The following is a 20350-nucleotide window of genomic DNA, read 5'->3' on the forward strand; positions in this document are numbered from 1 at the left end:
ACAACATATCACTTTAATTAGCGAAAGAGAGATTAATAATTTATTAAAATTAACTTCGCCACCTCAGCAACAAATAATAATATAACAAATGATATGTATATCCGTCAACATTTTTTTAAAAACATTTATTTTTATACCTAAAATGCACAAGAGTAATAAAAAATAATGAATCTTTTCATTGTAGAACACCCTACTTTGTAATCCTTTGATGTTCACTTATTCAGCAATTTTAAATAAAAAGACCCTCAACCAATCTGGTTAAAGGTCCTTGGAACTTATAATTTAAAAATCAGAAAATTTTCTAATCGGAGAATTGAATAATCATGATGGAATAACTTCAATAAATCCAATTAGATCTGCTTTATAATCCTGCTCTTCACTAAGAATACCCCGATATAGAAGTTCTCGGTGTAACATAGGTTCGAGAACTTCATGTAGTAAGTATGTATTATCCAAATCACTATCTATACGTGATGAGGGCAAGAAAAAAAGAGATTTCGGATTACGCTCCCATTGTGGAATTCGACTTCCCTTGGAATCAGTAGATAAGGCCAGGACCTGTGATTTTGTTTCCCGTTTTTCTCCTTGCACCTCAACATGCCATAGAGAGAGCACACCTGCTGGTCCATCCATACTCTTCACGCTAATACCTAGCTCTGCCGGAGGCAAATTCTGATATTTTTGTAGATAATCCTGAATAAAAGGGTGGTCTAATCCTAATAAATCAATTTGCTCATTAGCCAAGGAAACTTCTCTTTCGGTTGTAAATAACATAGGAGGTGAAACGGATGTTTGAATTTCGAGGAGATTTTCTCCTCGCTTCTTAAATTTCCCTCCATCCTGCAGAACTGCTTCCTCTAAAAACGTCTCAAGCTGTTGCAAATCAGACCCTACATTTGTAAATGGGGCATACTCATCCAAACTAAAGCGATCTAGGTCTTGGAATAGTTCTGTAACTGCTTTCCGTGCCTCTAAAGAATTGGAAAGCGCTACTTCAAGCTCATACTTAGTCCTTTTCAATTCTGGATCTTCTAAAGCATTTTTGTAGAGTGATTCATAGTTTAGTCGCTCAGACAACTGTCCAAGAATTTGGGACTGTAGGTCCTCCGCCACATTCCCAAACTCATCGACTTTGCCAAGTGTTCGAGCAATCTCTTTTAGCTTTTCATCCAACAGCAAGTAGATTTTCCCCTCAATCGTATCAGAGAGTACAAGATTATAAACTTGTGCTGTATGCTTCTGGCCATAACGGTGAATTCGCCCAATACGCTGCTCAACATCCATTGGGTTCCAAGGTAAGTCAAAATTAAATAGGACTCGCGAAAATTGGAGGTTAATCCCTTCACGACCAGCTGCAGTGGAGATGAGCACCTTTGGGCCATCTGCACGCCGGAAGCGTTTCTCCGAGGCGACTTTCGCTCCATGATCACCACCTTTTAGCACCGTCACCCCTTGACCTGGATAATCCCTTTCTATTTCCTCTGCTAGCATTTCTACAGTACCTAAATAAGTGGCAAAAATGACTATTTTCTCATTCGGATTGTTACCCCACAACACTCCTAACGCGTGCAACAATTTTTGCACCTTGGTCTCTTGCCCGTATGGGAAGGCTTGTAGGAGCCGAAGAATGCGAAATCGTTCCTCCGGCAAAGCGATGGCAACCGAACCGATTACCATATCTTCAGCAGTACTTAAGTCCGTCTCACTCGCACCTTCATTCGAAACTGCCCGTGCTTCTTCTTCGTCCATTTTCCTAGCTATCTTTCGTTTATATTCAGCAAGAATATGGTCAACTTCTATGTCTGACATCCGGTCATCCCCTAGCCCATATTCCTCTCGAATCATTTGCCGAGCCTCCGCGAAGGTTTGTTCTCGAGCCTCAATGTCAAGATTACTGTCATGTAATAAGCCTTCTTGTACAGTCAATGCGAGAAGGCGACGTCGAAGTGTTCGCCTAACTGCAGCAAAACTAGAGGCAGCAATTTTTTGAAAAATAGTCATAACAAATCCGAGTGCATGTCCTTTGTTTCCCTGCCGTTTTGCTAGTGCAAACCCGTCTGCTAAATAATCAATTAGTTCACCATAAAACTCCCGCTCTAAATCCGACATGATAAAGGATTCTGTTTGAACAGATCTTCGGGCAAACAAGGCAGTACCATCCGGTCGGCAGGCATCTGCTTTTGTCCGACGAAACACTATTTCATTGAGTCTATGCCGGTGCATAAGCATCTCATCTACATTTCGGAACAATCCTGGGTTCAAAAGCTGCACAAGCATCCAAAACCGGAAGTTATCACCTTGGTGTGGTGTGGCTGACAGCAAAATCAAATCTCGAGAAATATCCCGCATGACTTCAGCTAACTTATAGTTCTCCGTCTTTTTTACCTTTCCACCGCTGCGGTAAGCTGTTAAATGATGTGCTTCATCGAATACAACCAAGTCCCAGATTGGCGCTTCTTTCAGTTTCTTCAGGCGTGGTTTCCTTTTCAAGGTGTCTACACTAGCAATCAGGCGGTTATGCTTGGCGAAGGCATTAGAACGGCGGTCCGTTACGTCTCCTTCACTGCCAAACACCTCAAAATCTAAGTTAAAAACTTCATTTAGCTCCCGGTGCCAGTTGTTTACTAAGCCCGCCGGAACAATCATCAACGCGCGTTGCAACTCCCCTCGACTTGCTAGTTCTCGTAAAATCAGTGCTGTTTCTATTGTCTTCCCCAAACCTACTTCATCAGCAATGAGGAAGCGTCGCGGAGAATCAGTTGCAATCCGATGGGTCAGTACCACTTGGTGCGGTAGTAGATCAATTCGTGCCGATGTTAATGCGGCAGCATTGTCCAGAAGCGGTAGTTTATATGCCTGATAAGCTAGCCATGACCGCTTTGCCCTGTCCTCCCCTGACTGTATTTGCCTGATGATCGTTTCGGAACGGCTGAGTACTGACGACAATGAATTAAGCGACACACGACGCTCACCAGCGCTAAAGAATACTGGTACAAATCCATTGTTGGGGAGGCTGATAATAACACCTTCCCCATGTTCTTCATGATAGACACGTTGACCAATTGTAATGTCCATTCTCTCACCTACCTACGAGATTCTACGGTGGAAGATTCCTATACACCCTTTATCCTTTACATCGAACACTTTTGAATTTTTGGTTATCAATTGAGCATTTATTGCCGCACCATTCCAAAGACAAGTGCTTAACGGAATTTCCTCTCCTTGATATGTACCGATACACTTCCAATAGAAAATACCGTCTGTCTTCAATTCGATGCGTTTTTGTGAATCCGGTAACCAAAAGATGAGCGCACACTGCCCTTCGTACATACTTTGAAACGACAAAAGAGACGGGTACAATTTTGATTCAAACCAATACACTAAGTCATCAGGCGCTAACAAATCCATGACTGTGTCGAGTCCGGCCACAACAAGTACATCTCCGTAAAGGGAGGGCAAATCCTCCGGCCATTCGGTCTGATATAAATGCATATACTGTCTTATGCTGACAATATCATCTAACATCACAATTTCCCCCACTTCAGCTGGATCCCACAGCAGAGAGATTCCACTACGTTTCCATGTGTCCACTGAAATAATCGAAGCCATTGTTACTCCTCCTCGTCCATACCGAATAGCTCAAGTTGCTTCTGTTGTTTTGTTACATTCTTGGATTGCCAAGAAGCACACAGTTGAAACGCTGTAATTGCAGCCTGGACAATCTCTGAGGTTCCACCATTTCGAGTGAACCAGCCTAGCAAAGGGACTACAGCTGGATGCAAACTAAAACTAGGATTCGATAATGTATCATGTACATTAATATTGCTATTTTTAAAACATGCCCCAATAAAAAATAATGTTTGATCTAAATCATACGACAACCCCTTACGTTGCTTTCCTTTCCATTCTCTTGAGAATGAAAGAGGATCTACCATATAAAATGTTTTATTACTCTCATAGCACCAGTTCTTTACTTCAAAGTCACTGGCTGAAGTTCCTGTTCCACGTAGGTAGTTTTGCATTTCGTTACGAGGAACAGAGACAGTCTTTGTAAAAATACGAAGGAAGAGGTCAGTCATTACTTCTGCCTCAACAGGAGGTGGTTCAACAGTACTATCTTTCTCATGATTAATAATTTGGTTAATTCCTATTAAAGCTTCTTTAACTGTGAATTGACGTCCCTCCTCTACGTACACTTTTCCATAGTGCTTTGAGAAGTATTCTAAAGCCTTCCCCTTCCGAATAACCTGTGCATCGGATTCACTCAAGCCGGATGCAACATGATTTGCCAAAATTTCCTCAAGTTGACGAATATCACGCAGCATTCTTTTACGCAGCCTTGCCCAGCTGATAGATTGTGGCTCTTCCGTTCGTTTTCTACAGACATGGATAATATCATATTCAATTGTTCTTGAACCAAACTGTCCAGACTCACCTTTCGTCTCATCACTGCGGATAGGATAGGTTGCTTCCAAGTAAAAACCGGCTTCAAAGAGACTCTCTAAAACATCTATCCAAGGTTCATCTGCACTGTGATGGAATGTGAAAGAAAGGATTCCACCTGGCTTAAGCATCCTGTAGGATTCTTTCCATACTTGAGTTAGTAACCTTCTGTAAAACCCATCTGGGTCCTCTGGGTGTCTAGCAGAATTTGAAACAGCCTCTAGAGACTTTAAAGTATATTCAGATGAAAACTTGTCCTCATAGCGTCCTTTTAATCCTAAACGCAGCCAAACGTAAAAAAAGTCAGCTAATTCGGAGTAATGAAGCAATCCACCAAATGGTGGGTCTGTTATAACCAAGTCAAGTGATTCAGTATCAATTTTTTCTAGATCAGTAGATGAGCCATTATCAATCCTCTTTGCTGGCATTACTGGATCATTTGGGTATACTTTATGGCTCTTACCTGAAATCTCTTTTGCTAATTCCTCCTGTTGTGTACTTAGGTAGTCTTTAGAAACCAATTCAAAAGGATTAGCAGCCCACTCTAGACCTTTAATTGTTGCTTCAAAGCTAGACACTAAATTACCTCTACCCATTCCTCCAAATACATTGTTTTCTACAACCGTCGACTTAGGATGGTAATTATTATTACTAAACATAGGTTCTGGTGTATCCCGTTGGGGATTCCAAAAACAAAACATATTCTGATTCCGCAAATATTGTTGGAACATTCCCATAAGCATATCCTTGATATCAACAGAAGAAGGAATTTCTTCAATTAGCTTTAAAAGCTGTGTGTGAATAAGTAGTTGCTTTGCATTAAACATTTTCCACCAATGAGTAAAGCCATGATTCGGGATACCGCCGTTCAGTTTATGAGTCATAAACCCATACGGTAATTCACTTTTAGGCCAGTATAACTGCAAATCCCCCTTACTTCTTGCATCCCACTCTATATTTGCTGCATTGAACTGATCGATATTAGGCTTTGCAAAGAATCGACCTCCGTAAACCTCATTGTTTAGGTCACACTCCGGGCAGTAACATTGCTGTACATACATGGAGACTGGGCCAGTTTCTCCTGTCTCACGTATTGAAGCTAGAACATCCTGCTCCCTACCGCAAGTATCAGATTGACAGGTAAAGGTTGAGCGCTTTGGTATATTGCCCTGATTGGAACTGAATGTCGTTCGTGTCTCTGGGCATGTAATTGTTTCCGGAACAGTTCCTCTAACTTCGATATAGCGGAGAGTATTGGAACGATCTTTGTTCCACTGTGCTGTATCCTCAATAATACTTGTAACAGTTCCCCCTTTTGAAAGGTTGCTGCCTTTCATCCAGTCTGGGTGAACAAATAAAGAAAGTTGAATCTTTTTATTCTTAGGCTTAATATTTTCAAATATCCTAATACTGGTAGTTTGATGACAGGATGGACAAGCAAAACTTTGTTCCCTGTTTACTAGGGCATAAGGCTTTTCACTTTCCGCGACAACGAAGGGAACAGCTGGGGCGATTCTTGCTTCCTGCGTTTCGACATCAAACAATTCCCCACAATGCTTGCAATGATAATCAGTCCATGTCTTTACAGACAATTCTTTGTTAGCAATCTGAGGTGTCGAGAGTAAGGGCGTTCTGTGATTACAGTCTGAAGAGATACAAGGACCATGTTTCGCCCAGAAAGTATAAATAATCTCTGGTCCCCAATAACGATAATATGCTTTTTCTTCTGCTGTGAGTATAAATGGATTAAAGTCCTCTGGCATAACCTCAAAATGGTAATCATGATGTTGATACCAGGCTGACCACCCCTCAAATGTGCGAATGGAATGTTCAAAGTCTTTTAGTTGTTTCTCTGAAGGCTTAATAAAAGCAGGTTCGTCGTAATAAGGCTTCGATGGAGCGGTAGTATCAGAGAATTTTAACCATTTCCCCTTATGTCCCCGCGGACAATTACATGAATAGTACGGCATGATTTGCGGTTTTAGCTCTTGTTCGATATGGTTAAAAGCTTGTTTAACCTCGCTAATGTCCACAGCAGTCATTTCATTTTTTACAACTAACCAAGCAACAGGGTTCAAATCATTTCCATACATTTGCATGCCAAGACGGGTTCCCTCTACTAACGTTGTACCACCACCCATAAACACGTCTGCCACTTTCAAATGGCTGAATGTACCTTTCTTTTGATGATTAGCATAGTAAACATCCCAAACACTTTTTGCTGCCTCAATCGGGTCTTCTGGTGCTTTCATAGCACCAGCTAATAACATCGAACGGAATACGCTGGAGCGGCGGCGGGCCCACCATTTCGACATTTGATAAATAGGTTTACCTGCGTTACCTTCTATAGCAGCTACCTGGTTTACCGGAAGAATAGGAAAGTCTACTTCCAACACAGTTTTGGGACGATTTTGGTCAGAAAAATCGACAGTCTCAAAGCTAACCTCTTTTCCTGCCCCGACCGCTTTCGTTATTCTCTCGTCAATAATTTGCTTTTTTGTTTTTGCTTTTGCCATAGTCTTCTCCTTATTATTTCGATATTTCTAAAAACGGCACAAGTGTCTCCATAAGTGACATACCTCCATGAGCGAGTGTTGGATAACCACCACCGCTGCGCCATTTCCGTCGGCCAAGTACATATGAATAAGAGCCATGCTCCGAAGTAAGCGCAATATCAATAGGAGGCATCCATCCAGCCTTTCTTAAATCCGCCTTTGCATATCGCTGGCTTTTATAGGTTTCTTTTAAATAGTTAGCTTGTTTGTCTGTTACATTATAAAAATCACCGGTAGCAGCATAACCGTGGTCACTAGTAATGTAGACTTGTCTACCTTGCGCAAGCTTGTCGACTAGCCCCCAAAAACTATCAGAGGAAAACTCCACTTCACTCTTAGTAATCAATTGGCGCAAACCTTTTCCAGGTGCACTATATTCATGAATCCACTTGTCAAACCAAGCATGCCACAGCACCCAATTTGAGTCCGGTGTAATGCGGGAGATGCAGTCGCTCCATGGTAAATCCAAACAATCAGTTTTTGCACTTGGAAATAAGTGGCGTGTGCCTGCTTGGTTGTTTTCCAGTGCGGATCGTTGGGGGAATCCCAGGCTCTTGGCAAAAAAAGTCGTCTCACTTGGTAGACTAGAAGCTGTAATGCGCGATTGATGGATGCGGTACCCCCGCTGTGCTGCACCTTCCAGTATGAAAGGTAATTCACGCAGAGACAAACCGTCAATAATGAAAATTGCCTTACCATTCGCTTTTTGATTCCAGTGTTCAATAAGCTGGTCACTTGTTTTCGGGACAATACTCTCAAAGCTATCCCATAGGTTCCAACTAGAGCCGGCTAACAAAGTTTCCAAATAACTCATATGCTTTTCCCGGTGCAAGATCTCATGTACAACTGATTCCGCAAACGGAGCGGAGTATAAATTATATAGATAACTCGTGATATGGTCCCAAGCACCCTGGTCGGGAGCTGCGATAATTTCTTGTAGAGTATCTACCGAAATCATTATTAATCCTCCTTATCCAAGTTCAATTCATATGTCAAACCATCTGGTAGATTTTGCAATAGCTTCTGAATTTGGGCCCCCGTCATCTTGTCTACCTTAAAGATTACATTGCGAAGGGTGGAGCCGGAATTAATTCCCCAGCTTTCTGTCTTCCCCATAAGGTTTAGTGAAGAGGTGGCCGGCGCACTATAACTTTTTATACTTGGTGTTCTAGTGTCACCACCGAATAAATTTGTAGGAATCGGGCTTTCTCCACTTTGTTGTCCGCTCCCTGGCTGTTGAGGTGTTATTCCTGCCCCTTGTCCTTCTCCACCCCAAGTAGGCGTATTTCCCCCGATAGGCAGGTGAGGTGGTTGTGTGCCACCTTTTGAATCTACCTGTGAGGTGGTTGGGACTGGAGAAGGAAGAGAAAGATATGTTTCCTTCAAGTGGTTACCTGTCCCAAGTTGCCCTTTAATTCGATTCCATGTTTGCTCCTCGGTTTCCCCAGCCAACTGTGTTAGGGTGTTCATATCCCGTACATTAATGGCAATTAGGCCTTTGGCGCATAAACGGAGTAGTTTGTCCTTTATTTCCGCTTCTCCAATCCACGGTATGCAAGGATTTCCCCCAGCACGCGGCTCCTGAAGTTCGCTTAATAACCTATCTATAGATTCGTTTCTTTGAGCTTTCTGTCTCACCAGTTCTTGAAATTCTTCCGGTTCAAACAGGGAATTACGAACCACGTCCTGAACCGCATCCAATATTGCACTGCCTTTTGCTTGATGAGCTTCAATGTTAAATAAACAGTCTTCCGGGGTGCTGAAATTCCATTCATCCAGTACAGCAAATCGATCAAACAGCACCTCCAGTTGTGCACGTAGCTTGTCTTGATACTGCTTTGCTAATGGTCTGTACTCCGGTTCCCCTTGCTTCCATTCATCTGCTTTCAAGGCAGCCCGTGCTAGTAGCAGAAGTTCAGTATTTCTGTATAAATTATATGTTCCCACCTTTGGAAGAAGGAAACGAACGGTGTTTCTTTTCACGGTAATGTGCTTACTGAGCCACTTTCCTAAAACTTCCTCCATTCGGTCCGTATATTCTGGCACCACAACGACAGGAATACGGTTGTCCCATCTGCCTGGATGCTCTGTCTCATTAAGGTCCTTCCAAGGGTCAATCTGCCAATCCCGTTGCAGTACAATGACACGATATTTCGCTGCTAATTCTCCCGGTCCACTGAGCACATAGGCAATTTCCTTTGCCAATCTTGCCTTATCAGAACCGTCATTAAATACCTTATCATTTCGGGCAAAGGCTAGGAGCTTTGCCTGTGGGTTTTCTTCTTGCTTAAACAGCAGTTTTTCACCAATTTCATGTATGTTAAAGCTGTTGCTAACAATGAGGTTCATTTCCAGAAGGAACGTGTTTCCATCAAGCGATCTTTCTTGAGTAATATCAGACAGTAAGGTATTACGTTCAGCGCCGGACAGCTTATCCATTGCAAGAGAGCGCAGCCAAAGAGCGCTAATAATTCGCTCGACATGTGGAATCTGCTCCCTATCCTTGACAGCTTCCCGTACGGCTTCCAAATTTCGCTGTGCACGGTCACGTAGCTCTTTGTGATATTCATTTGAAACCGAATCAATTAAAGCTGTAATGCCACCACGTTCATTCTCAATAGAAAATGATGCAGGTGTAATGATACATGGTGAATCCACCTGTTGTTTGAACAGGTTTGCAAGAATTTTAATTAAATCGCGTGTTTCCTGCGCATCTGTGGAAATTAAAATTTGATCTTCCAACAAATGAAGCAACTGTGGGCTGAATGGCCATGTTTCAATAAAGTCTTCAGTCATTGCTTCCTGCTCTGACTCCGGTATCTGTTGTAAACGGAAGAACTCCTTCATATGTACATTAATTAGCTGAATAACATCTTGCTCACTAATGTGCATCCTATTTTCAAACAACCGGTGTAATAATAGTCGTTTCCGGTCTCGTTTCACGTAATGACCTTTAAAATCGATTAAAGTAGGATTCACACGATGAATTTGCTGGTAGGCATCTGTTTGTCCATTACGTACAGAAACTACCAACACAAGCAAGTCAGGGCGATCTTTTGCGATTTCGGATAGAATTTGAATAAAATTAAAAGCCCATTGCCGCCACGGGAATTGTTTTGTATTTGTTAAAGAGTCGTACCATGTCTGGAACTCATCAAATATTATAGCAGTGGGCTGTTTTTCAAGCATTTCCACGACTAAATCATAGCCAAGAACATCTGTCTTCCGATCTCCCTGTCCTTCCCATTTTCCTCTTATAAATGTCCCATGCGGGTGATAATCAAGTAGGATGTCCCATAGGTACTTATAATTTTGACGCTGTAGGCTTTCGGCTACGACAAACATACCATCTCTCAAATTTATATTTCTGATTTCAGGCCGTGCCAGGCGTGTAGCCCACCGATCCAGCCACTGCCTTACTTCTGCTGGATGCTCAAATGCGTGGAACAATGTAGTAAGTAAGTGCGACTTACCTTGTCCGCGTTCTCCTAACAATACCACAGGACGAGATTCTTCTTGATTGACGGATTCCAGCATTTTTAGTAGGTCATTTGAAGGATATGTAATATCTAAAAACTCTTCTATTCGACTACTTTGTATCTCATCTTTAAAATCAATTGCGGTCCCCTTAAGAATCCTTCCTCTAAACTCTTTGCGCAACTGCAATCCTAACATGTTATCACTCCTTATAATGTGGATACAAATAATGTAAATTGATAAATATATTTATTGCTATTTTACTTAATAATTACACAATTTAATCGCAAATCCCTGAATAGCAGGGGATATATTTGCATATCCTATTCCCCATTTATCAAACTAAGGTTGTGGAACGCTATATCGTTTCTCCCTTTTATTTTCCAACTATAATTGTATCACGGCATAGGACTTTAGCTACAATAATTATTGCTAAAAAAATAGAGAGAATAACAATAATTATGACTGTTATTCCCTCCTCTTTATATCGTTATAACAAAAATTCAAGAATCTACCGCAGCAGGGTCTATGAATCCAAAAGTTATTTTTCCACTATGTTCATTCTTTTGTTCTATTTTATCAGTTGCCTTATAACCGCTGCGATCAAGAATATCCTTGATGGCACTTAAACGTACATTTTCGGATTCACCATTCACTGCAAGATCAAACAACATTTCTACTGCTTTCTCTGCAATCGTTGCAAGGCGGTTCTGAATGCGCACCCGACGTTCCTTTTGAAGTTCTTCCAAATATCCCCTAACTTTAACATTTTTCAACTGCCTGGAAGCTTCCGCATGGGCACCCTTTTCCCCATATCCAGCCATTATAGCCGCTTTTGTGCCGTTGTTAAGCTCAAAGTATATTTCTACGAATTTTTTCTGCTTGTCGCTTAGGACCATGGTAGAATCCACTATTTAACACACCCCATTCCATTCTCATAAAATCCAAATATTTTATTTGATTCGATAATCATCTCCTTCGCATTCGATTAAAAATCGCTTACTCATTCCTAATAATCGACTACCCGCCGCAAAACCAATCTTGCTTCGTAAAGTATTGGAATCTTCATTACTACTAAATATAATTGGTTTTTTTGCCTTATATCGTTCGTTTATTATGTTGTAATACAATTCTTCTTTGGTCTCAGAGTATTTAGTTTTACCCAAATCATCCCAAATAAGGAAATCGACCTGGATTGCCTTACTAAATTCACGATTAAAAGTTTCACCATTATCATTCAGTGCTTTTGCTTTAGCGAGAGTGTTCATTAAAGTCGTATCACTGACCATCCATACACTATAACCTTTATTCATAAGAACTGTAGCTGCCGCGGCTTGTAAATGTGTCTTTCCCAATCCATATGAATTATGGTTGGATAACGCTTCAGAACGGTCAGTGTGTGATAATTCCTTTAATTGTTGTTCACCAAAAGTAGCTATAAAACCAAAGCTATTACAGTTGCCATCTAATTTATTAAATTCTTTTATATATTGGTTCATGTTCGTAAACATTTTATTCTGTATTCCCGCTCTTCTTTCGTAATTATCAAATCTACACTCTGTAAATTCTATAGGTATCATTGCATTTTTATAACGCTGTTCTAATCTCAGAGTAGGTACACATTCACATTCTCGACCAAATTGATAGCCCCTTCCATTCACTTCTTTAGAATATAAAATCCAACCTGTATCATTACATTTTGAGCACTTATTTAATGAAATGCGGTTTATTTTTTTTTGTCTGCTCAAGTCGCTGTTTATAGTTATCAAATTCTCCTGATCTTGCAATACTATTTCTGTTACTTTTTTCATGTTGTTTATCCCCATTCTTATTTTGTCTTTTCAATTGAAACTGTTTTTCTGCTGTTTCTATTTTGTCTAAAGTAAGCAAATTGTTACCTAACCAATTTCTCATAATACCTTCTGCGTAGTTCCAGGGCTTCTGATTAACAAGAGCACGTTTCATTGCTGCTATTACCAGATCCTGTCCTACATTATCCAACCATTGTTCCAATTGCTCCTTAATATACGGAGTAAGGGGTCCAAAATTTTGCGAATAAAAACTGAGTATCACCTTTTTATCATCAGAACTGAAACTACCACTACTTATTAAATTATTATTATTAGAGGTATTATTGTTAGGGGCGCTCTCCTTCACACCCCTTGGTTTCTCATCTACACTATCCTTGGTAGTAATATTCACACCCCCTTGTATTTCTTCTATACAAGATGTGGCTATAAATTTGACTAATAAATAAAGGTTGGAGGTATTACCGCCATCCTTTTTCTTCCTAGCTGTTTTTTCTATATATCCAGCTGCACTAAGGTTGTCAATAGCTGCAATAACGCTTTTTTTTGAGATTCTTGTCATTTCGGTTAGTTTCGGCAAAGAAGGATAGCAAGCATTTGTTTCATAGTTTCTAAATGAGCATAATGCTGTATATACCAACTTTTCTTTATAACTCATTCTTTTGTCCTTAAATATTGAGGGATCACCGATATAATACTGGTCAATAGCTATCTCACTCCTTATAAGAAATAATCTTCATAATTGCAGCCATATTCATTTAACGTTTTGATTGGTTTTCATCCATTCCACTACCTGTGAACGATTCAACCGAATTATTTGCCCTTTTTGAAAGTACGGAATTTCTTTATTCACTATCATGGAACGCACTGTCGGTACACTGACTTTTAAAAATCCAGCAGTCTCCTTAATAGTCCATATTTCATCTTCCAAAAATTCATGTTGATATTGTTCCATGACTTCAATCATGGTTTCCTTTAATTCCTCCCGACTTATCAACAAAAAACCTTTAGGCAGTTCTAATGATAGGATCATTTTCGCACCCCAATTTCATTAATTCTTTTTATCAATAAGTTCTTTTGCTCAGGCTTCAATTCTTTTCGAAGCAGTCTGGAAAACGGACTCTCTCCAAATCCTAATAATTCTCCTACTTCCCACTGTGCATATCCTATCGTTTTAATAAGATTACGAATTTCCATGTTTTCAGTTCTCTTCAACATGCTTCCTCCTTTAATTAAAAAACTACATTGCTACTTGATTTGTTGTTCTCAATGTTGTAACTTAAGTTTAACAACAACTAGTCACGTTTTCCTCGTGACTAAATAGTGATTTTAGGAGGGTGAATTTTGGGTTTTATTATTAACAACCAAGAACAATTATTTAGAAAGCCACATTTTGATTATGATTTTGTTGACGAGGACGGGATAACATTTATTGAAGAGCAGAGTTCAAAAAACACATTAACCGAGGTCCACTATTATGAGCCATTAAGTTATAAGGGTATTAGTAAGACTCCACGCACAAGAATGGAAAACCAATTAGATTCTGCTCATGTAGCAATGGCAAATTTAAATCCATCTAGCGCTAAGGATGTATTATCATTTGTAAAAACTTGGGGGCTTTTAGGTCTGGATAAAGTGAAATATTTCGAACAAGTATCATTTGAAGAACGTAAGGGGCTACAATTCATAGATTTATTCCGATCGAAGCGAGGCAGAAAACGGGAGCCATTATTCCTTATCCAGAAAGCTATTAAACATTATCATGATTTAATAGGCTATCTCGATATATGGCATAAGTATATAAAGAATCTGGATACTATAACCACCGCTGAAAAGAATAAGATACATACCAAAATAGCAGCAAATCTGGATTGTATTATTCTTTACAACCAAACTAGGATAACTTCTAACGATGACTACAGCGGTTTTGAAATGGGGACCTTCGCTAATTCCCTCTACGGTTTAATTTATACAATAACAGCTGAAGGCTTAGTTAAAGGAGCAGGATTACAAATTTGTTCAAGATCATCCTGTAAAGCTTACTTTAGACCTACTCGGTCCGATCGAACTTATTGCTCTATACAGTGCAATGATGCTGTAAGGTCAAATGATAGAAGAAATAAAATGAAAGCATTAGATGATCTTTGTAATGAGAATCCTTCTACTAGTAAAAATATCATTGAAAAAATGGTTAACGAAATCACCACAAAAATAAAACATTTAACCACTATAGAAATTAAAGAACAATTTTACCGAGATTTTCGGAATCAAAGTAACATGTAATTATTATGCAATAATCTAAACTAATAATGAGGTGGAATTATGGCATCATTTCAAAAATACTCAACAAAGCAAGGTCAATTATGGTTATTTAAGATGGATACTGGTATTAACCCACAAACAGGGAAAAGGCAAACAACCACTCGTAGAGGGTTTAAAACTAAGAAGGAGGCACAAACCGCGGCAGCCAAGCTAGAACAGGAATTAGTAAATGGCTTATTGATTAACAATAATAACTTTACTTATCAAGATATATTTGAAGAATGGTTTACAAACCACTCCCAAACCATTAAAACGAGTACCATAGCAACAATAGAATCCAAATTTAAATCACATATCCTGCCACGCTTTGGGAAATTAAAAATTAAAGACATAACAAAAGCATATTGTCAAAGAATGATAAATGAAATTGCAACAAACATCGCTTCTGTTAACGACATCAAGATTCAAGCAAACCAAGTATTTAAATACGCCCTTAAAATGGACTTAATTACAAAGAACCCAATGGAACATGTAAGTATTCCAAAACAGCCAAATGAGCTACTTAGTGAGCATTCAGAGGTGGATAAGCGTAACTATTGGACGAAGGAAGAGATAAAACATTTCTTAGAATTAACAAAAAATGAATTATCTTACCGCGATTATGTTCTATTTCACCTTCTTATTTATACAGGGGCTCGTAAGGGTGAACTATTAGCACTAACATGGGAAGATATTGACTTTGAGGCTGGGTCCTTACGCTTATGGAAGACACTATTTTATAACAAAGGGAAGTTTATCATACAAACTCCAAAAACTAAGGAATCAAAACGATTAATTAGCCTAGACCCTAAAACCCTATCTTTACTTAAGAAGTGGCGTATAAGGCAAAGGGAAGCGAACATGGCTATCAAGAATACCATTGATAATGGAAACATAGCATTTACTCGTGAAGATGGCACTCCAATTCGCTTGGCTTATCCAAATGAAAAGCTGAATATAGTTATTAAAAAACACAATCTACATCCCATAACAATTCATGGGTTACGTCATACTCATGCTTCACTTTTATTCGAAGCGGGTGCAAGTATAAAAGAAGTTCAGGAACGATTAGGTCATACTGACGTTAAGATGACGATGAACATTTATACACACGTCACAAATACTCTAAAAGAACAGACAGCTACAAAGTTCCAACGGTATATCGAGCTATGATTTGTGGTCAAAAAATTTTAGTGGTCAAAATGTGGTCACAAACCCTTTTCTGGCACAAAAAAGACCCCCAACCAAAATGGTTGAGAGCCTTTGAAGTGCTGATAATTAACGCTTTGAGAACTGAGGTGCACGACGAGCGCCTTTAAGTCCGTATTTCTTACGTTCTTTCATACGTGGGTCACGAGTTAATAGACCTGCACGCTTTAATGTTGGACGGAATTCAGGGTCAGCTTGAAGTAATGCGCGAGCAATACCGTGGCGGATTGCGCCAGCTTGACCAGTGTATCCACCGCCGCTTACGTTTACAAGAACATCGTAGCTGCCTGTTGTTTCAGTAGCTACTAATGGTTGGTTAACAACCATACGTAAAGCTGCAAATGGGATATATTCTTCGATGTCACGTCCGTTAATTGTGATTTTACCTGTACCTGGAACTAAGCGCACGCGTGCGACAGAGCTCTTACGACGACCAGTACCAATATATTGAACTTGTGCCATAGTTTTTTCCCTCCCTCTTTATTAACCGCGAAGTTCGTAAACTTCAGGTTTTTGTGCTTGGTGCGGATGTTCTGCGCCAGCATATACGTGTAATTTTTTGAACTGTTGACGGCCAAGAGAATTCTTTGGAAGCATACCTTTAACAGCAAGCTCGATCATTTTCTCAGCATAGTTTGTACGCATTTCAAGAGCAGTTCTAGTCTTTAAACCACCTGGGTGCATAGTGTGACGGTAGTAGATTTTGTCAGTTAATTTCTTACCAGTTAATTCAACTTTAGAAGCGTTAAGAATGATAACATTATCACCAGTGTCAACATGTGGTGTAAAAGTTGGTTTATTTTTACCACGTAAGATTGAAGCTACTTCAGAAGCAAGACGACCAAGAGTTTTGCCTTCAGCATCAATCACGTACCATTTACGCTCGATATTGTTGGCGTTAGCCATAAACGTTGTACGCATGAATTTCCCTCCTAAATTAAATCCATAAAGATTATTTTTCGCACCATCATAAGCCGTTATCGTTCATTCTGTTCCGGGAATAAACGGTAAGACCATTGTGCGTCAAGTTTTAAGTTCATATATTTTCAATCACGATGAAGACTTTCCGGGGCTTTATCGTGGGATTAAAAACACAACCATATAATATAATAAGTTCTTTAGAGCTAAAAGTCAAGAAAATGTTACACCAGGTTGTGTTGTTAAGAAACTTTTATTTAATAAAATACCTGCCAAAGATACAAACCTTGTCCTGGTGCGGTTTTTCCAGCAAAGCGGCGGTCTTTTTTCCCGAGAATCTCCACCATCTCCTCTGGCTGCCGGTTCCCAGTGCCAACCTCTAACAGTGTTCCTACTAAAATTCTCACCATATTATATAAAAACCCATTTCCGATGAAAGTGAAGCTTATACGATATTCGTCCTGCAGAATCTCAATGGTTTCAATTGTTCTGACCTTATCCTCTACCTCTGTACGGGCTGAACAAAAACTAGAAAAATCATGTGTTCCTAATAAATATACAGTTGCTTCTCTCATAGCTTCAATATTTAAAGGATAGGGATGATGATAGGCATAATGCCTTTGGAAAGGGTCCCTTTTTGGTGATAGATCCAAATAATAACGATATTCCTTCCCCTTTGCATCAAATCGAGCGTGAAAGGCAGGGTCAGCTCTTTCAACCGACAACACAGAAATGTCCTCAGGCAGCATGGAGTTTAAGGCCAGCTCCCATTTTTCTTCAGGAAGCGGCAAATGGGAATCAAAATGTATGACCTGCCCTTTTGCATGGACCCCGGCATCTGTTCTTCCAGAGGCTGAGATTTTGACAGGGCTGCCCTTATGCATTTTGGTTAATACAGCTTCTATTACACTTTGTACGGTTCGTTTCTTTGGCTGAACTTGATATCCAGAGAATCCAGAACCATCATATGAAATAATACATTTATAGCGTATCATCACTTAGCTCCATTATGATCGAAATAAGATTAATAATATTGTTAAGATTACCAGAATTAAAAGCTGCAGTGTATCAGACTTATTCCAGCTTAAGAGACGATATTTTGTCCTGCCCTCGCCGCCGCGGTAGCCTCTCGCTTCCATCGCAATCGCAAGCTCCTCAGCACGCTTAAAAGAACTAACGAATAGGGGAATAAGTAAAGGAATAACTGCTTTGATTCTTTCTTTAACAGGTCCGCTTGAAAACTCCACTCCGCGTGCAATTTGAGCTTTCATAATTTTATCCGTTTCCTGCATCAATGTGGGTATAAAACGCAGGGAAATCGACATCATTAAGGCCATTTCATGTACAGGGAACCGGACCTTTTTTAATGGGTGTAATAGCGTTTCTAACCCATCGGTTATTTCGATAGGTGTTGTTGTTAGGGTGAGCAGACTGGTCATTAATATTAAGAAGAAAAACCTCATTGAAATAAAGATACCCTGTCTGACACCTTCCTCATATATCTTAATCGGACCCAGCTCATATAAGAGAGTGCCTTCTTTTGTGAAAAAAACCTGGAGCAGCAACGTAAATAGTACTAACCAGAGTACAGGTTTTAAACCTGCATATAGGAACCGGATAGGAATACGAGATAGAGCAAGCATTAAAAAAGTATAAATTCCAATAAGAACATAAGTTAAGAAATTATTTGCAAGGAAGATAATACATACAAATAAGAAAACAATAATGAGCTTAGACCTAGGATCCAGGCGATGAACCAAACTATCTGCGGGAACATATCTCCCAATGATCATTTTTTCCATCATACCGGTGCACCTCTTAACACTCTGGCAACTGCCGTTGATAACTCCTCAATGGAAAGGTAAGTTTTCTCTAACTCGAGCCCCAGCTTTTCTTCTAGACTTCGTTGAAAACGCACTACTTCCGGTACATCTAATCCCATTTCTAGCAGTTCAGTAACGGAGGAGAATATTTCAACAGGTGTTCCTTGTTTTACAACTTGTCCTTCTTGCATAATCACAATTTGATCAGCGTATCTTGCTGCATCCTCCATACTATGCGTTACTAATATGGTAGACAAATTTCTTTGTTTGTGGAGTGAGTAGAACATATCCATAATTTCTTTTCGTCCTCGAGGATCTAGACCTGCTGTAGGCTCATCTAAAACAAGACAATCAGGTTCCATTGCTAAAACTCCAGCAATGGCAACACGGCGCATTTGTCCGCCTGATAAATCAAATGGTGATTTTACTAAAATTTCCTCACCTAGTCCTACTTGCTTTAAAGCAAGCCTTGCCCTCTCTTTGGCAACATTTTCAGAAATACCGAAATTCATAGGTCCGAAAATAATATCCTTTTCGACAGTTTCCTCAAATAGCTGGTGCTCAGGAAACTGAAAAACAATTCCTACCTTTTGTCTGATCTGTCTTAAATTCTTATTTTTTTGCTTTGCTTTAATTTCATGGGTGCCAATGATTACAGAGCCCTCTGTAGGTAAAAGAAGCGCATTTAAATGCTGTAATACAGTAGATTTCCCCGAACCCGTATGACCTATTAACGCCATGTATGTTCCTGTTGGGATGTTAATAGACACATCTTTAATAGCCAAACGTTCAAAAGGCGTGTTTGCTTGATAACGATACTCTATATTTTGGAGCGAAATGTCCATAGCTCATTCACCAACTCTTCTTCCGATAAATAGTGCTTTGATAAATCAATTCCTCTTTGACGAAAAGCATTACTCATTTTAATTGAAAAAGGTATATCAAGACCTAAATGAACCAATTCATCATCCATTGAGAATATTTCCTCAGGCGTACCCTCACGGTAAACCTCCCCTTGGTTCATCACAATAATTCTATCGGCTTTTGCTGCTTCTTCTAAATCATGAGTGATGGAGATGACAGTAAGAGACTGCTCATTCTTCAATGTACGTACAGTCTCTAAAACTTCACCTCGTCCTTTCGGATCGAGCATTGAAGTGGCTTCGTCTAGTATAATGATTGATGGCCGCAAAGCAAGCACACTAGCAATTGCAACACGCTGCTTTTGTCCTCCAGACAGATGGTGCGGCTCTTGATTAAGAAATTGATCCATTTTAACCTTTTTTAACGAGTCCTCTACTCTAAAGATCATATCATCCCTTGGGATTCCATGGTTTTCTAAACCAAAAGCCACATCATCCTGAACAGTCGTACCCACAAACTGATTATCAGGGTTCTGAAAAACCATCCCTAGTTTCTTTCTAATGTCCCAAATGGATTCTTCATTTAATTCAATCCCACAGACCGAAATCATCCCCTCTTGAGGGAATTGTAATCCATTCAATAGCTTTGCCGTCGTAGATTTCCCTGAACCATTATGACCAACAATTGCTAACCATTCTCCTTCAAATATGTCAAAGCTTATATCCTTAAGCGCGTAGCTGTTTTGATTTTCATATTGAAAAGAAACATTCTTTAACGCTACTACAGTCTTTCTCATCCCAATCCACTCCTCTCGTCTCATCTATACTAACATTGCTAAGGCTAAGCTTGTAAATACAAAAAAAGCCTGCACCTCACCCCAGGGCAGCTAGCGAATTAATCTGCCGCGCGTAAACGGGATTTCTAAAAAGAAATTGGAGGAGGTGCATGAGCT

Annotated in this window: 18 protein-coding genes; 2 read left to right on the forward strand and 16 right to left on the reverse strand. The window is 39.8% G+C overall.

Annotated features, from left to right (window positions below; all coding sequences use genetic code 11):
* Nucleotides 1–321 precede the first annotated feature (321 nt).
* The 10 genes from SFC47_RS23015 to SFC47_RS23060 all read right to left on the reverse strand — a co-directional run bounded on the left by SFC47_RS23015 (nucleotide 322) and on the right by SFC47_RS23060 (nucleotide 13501).
* A complete protein-coding gene (locus SFC47_RS23015) occupies nucleotides 322–3075 on the reverse strand; it encodes a DEAD/DEAH box helicase (protein WP_411256907.1) in 2754 nt (917 codons plus the stop codon).
* A gap of 12 nt (nucleotides 3076–3087) precedes the next feature.
* Entirely contained in the window at nucleotides 3088–3591 is a 504-nt protein-coding gene (locus tag SFC47_RS23020) for a hypothetical protein (protein WP_411256908.1), read from the reverse strand.
* 20 nt (nucleotides 3592–3611) lie between these two features.
* On the reverse strand, nucleotides 3612–6959 hold the full coding sequence (locus tag SFC47_RS23025) for a DUF1156 domain-containing protein (RefSeq protein WP_411256909.1): 3348 nt from the start codon (nucleotides 6957–6959) through the stop codon (nucleotides 3612–3614).
* Nucleotides 6960–6972: 13 nt separating this feature from the next.
* Entirely contained in the window at nucleotides 6973–7956 is a 984-nt protein-coding gene (locus tag SFC47_RS23030) for a hypothetical protein (RefSeq protein WP_411256910.1), read from the reverse strand.
* A 2-nt stretch (nucleotides 7957–7958) separates the two neighbouring features.
* Complete coding sequence (locus SFC47_RS23035) at nucleotides 7959–10673, reverse strand: DUF499 family protein (protein WP_411256911.1); 2715 nt, start codon at nucleotides 10671–10673, stop codon at nucleotides 7959–7961.
* A 305-nt stretch (nucleotides 10674–10978) separates the two neighbouring features.
* Nucleotides 10979–11386, reverse strand: coding sequence for a terminase small subunit (locus tag SFC47_RS23040; RefSeq protein WP_411256912.1), 408 nt, complete (start codon nucleotides 11384–11386; stop codon nucleotides 10979–10981).
* Between the two features lie 42 nt (nucleotides 11387–11428).
* Entirely contained in the window at nucleotides 11429–12286 is an 858-nt protein-coding gene (locus SFC47_RS23045; RefSeq protein WP_411256913.1) for an ATP-binding protein, read from the reverse strand.
* Entirely contained in the window at nucleotides 12183–12941 is a 759-nt protein-coding gene (locus tag SFC47_RS23050; RefSeq protein ID WP_411256914.1) for a DnaD domain protein, read from the reverse strand. Before SFC47_RS23050 ends, SFC47_RS23045 begins: the two co-directional genes overlap by 104 nt.
* A 96-nt stretch (nucleotides 12942–13037) precedes the next feature.
* On the reverse strand, nucleotides 13038–13283 hold the full coding sequence (locus SFC47_RS23055) for a helix-turn-helix domain-containing protein (protein ID WP_411256915.1): 246 nt from the start codon (nucleotides 13281–13283) through the stop codon (nucleotides 13038–13040).
* Between the two features lie 29 nt (nucleotides 13284–13312).
* A complete protein-coding gene (locus tag SFC47_RS23060; protein WP_411256916.1) occupies nucleotides 13313–13501 on the reverse strand; it encodes a hypothetical protein in 189 nt (62 codons plus the stop codon).
* A 126-nt stretch (nucleotides 13502–13627) separates the two neighbouring features.
* Here SFC47_RS23060 and SFC47_RS23065 point away from each other — a divergent pair, with 126 nt between their 5' ends.
* Together SFC47_RS23065 and SFC47_RS23070 are read left to right on the forward strand one after the other, a co-directional pair.
* Nucleotides 13628–14566, forward strand: a complete 939-nt coding sequence (locus tag SFC47_RS23065; RefSeq protein WP_411256917.1) for a hypothetical protein — start codon at nucleotides 13628–13630, stop codon at nucleotides 14564–14566.
* 39 nt (nucleotides 14567–14605) lie between these two features.
* Complete coding sequence (locus SFC47_RS23070) at nucleotides 14606–15757, forward strand: site-specific integrase (RefSeq protein ID WP_411256918.1); 1152 nt, start codon at nucleotides 14606–14608, stop codon at nucleotides 15755–15757.
* A gap of 105 nt (nucleotides 15758–15862) precedes the next feature.
* On the opposite strand, the gene rpsI is transcribed toward SFC47_RS23070, so the two are convergent.
* From rpsI to SFC47_RS23100, 6 genes are all read right to left on the reverse strand, one after another.
* Nucleotides 15863–16255, reverse strand: coding sequence for a 30S ribosomal protein S9 (rpsI, locus tag SFC47_RS23075; RefSeq protein ID WP_411256919.1), 393 nt, complete (start codon nucleotides 16253–16255; stop codon nucleotides 15863–15865).
* 21 nt (nucleotides 16256–16276) lie between these two features.
* A complete protein-coding gene (gene rplM / locus SFC47_RS23080; RefSeq protein ID WP_192654890.1) occupies nucleotides 16277–16714 on the reverse strand; it encodes a 50S ribosomal protein L13 in 438 nt (145 codons plus the stop codon).
* Nucleotides 16715–16968: 254 nt separating this feature from the next.
* The gene (gene truA, locus SFC47_RS23085; protein ID WP_411256920.1) at nucleotides 16969–17706 is read right to left on the reverse strand and encodes a tRNA pseudouridine(38-40) synthase TruA; all 738 of its coding nucleotides are present in this window, start codon (nucleotides 17704–17706) and stop codon (nucleotides 16969–16971) included.
* A gap of 12 nt (nucleotides 17707–17718) precedes the next feature.
* Nucleotides 17719–18516 carry an energy-coupling factor transporter transmembrane component T family protein gene (locus tag SFC47_RS23090; protein ID WP_411256921.1) on the reverse strand — a complete coding sequence of 266 codons (798 nt, stop codon included), beginning with the start codon at nucleotides 18514–18516 and terminating at the stop codon, nucleotides 17719–17721.
* A complete protein-coding gene (locus tag SFC47_RS23095) occupies nucleotides 18513–19379 on the reverse strand; it encodes an energy-coupling factor ABC transporter ATP-binding protein (RefSeq protein WP_411256922.1) in 867 nt (288 codons plus the stop codon). The genes SFC47_RS23090 and SFC47_RS23095 overlap by 4 nt, the downstream gene beginning before the upstream one ends.
* Complete coding sequence (locus SFC47_RS23100) at nucleotides 19355–20194, reverse strand: energy-coupling factor ABC transporter ATP-binding protein (RefSeq protein WP_411256923.1); 840 nt, start codon at nucleotides 20192–20194, stop codon at nucleotides 19355–19357. Before SFC47_RS23100 ends, SFC47_RS23095 begins: the two co-directional genes overlap by 25 nt.
* Nucleotides 20195–20350 lie beyond the last annotated feature (156 nt).

It is taken from the genome of Neobacillus niacini (assembly GCF_046591715.1).
Classification (GTDB): Bacteria; Bacillota; Bacilli; order Bacillales; family Cytobacillaceae; genus Neobacillus; species Neobacillus niacini_L.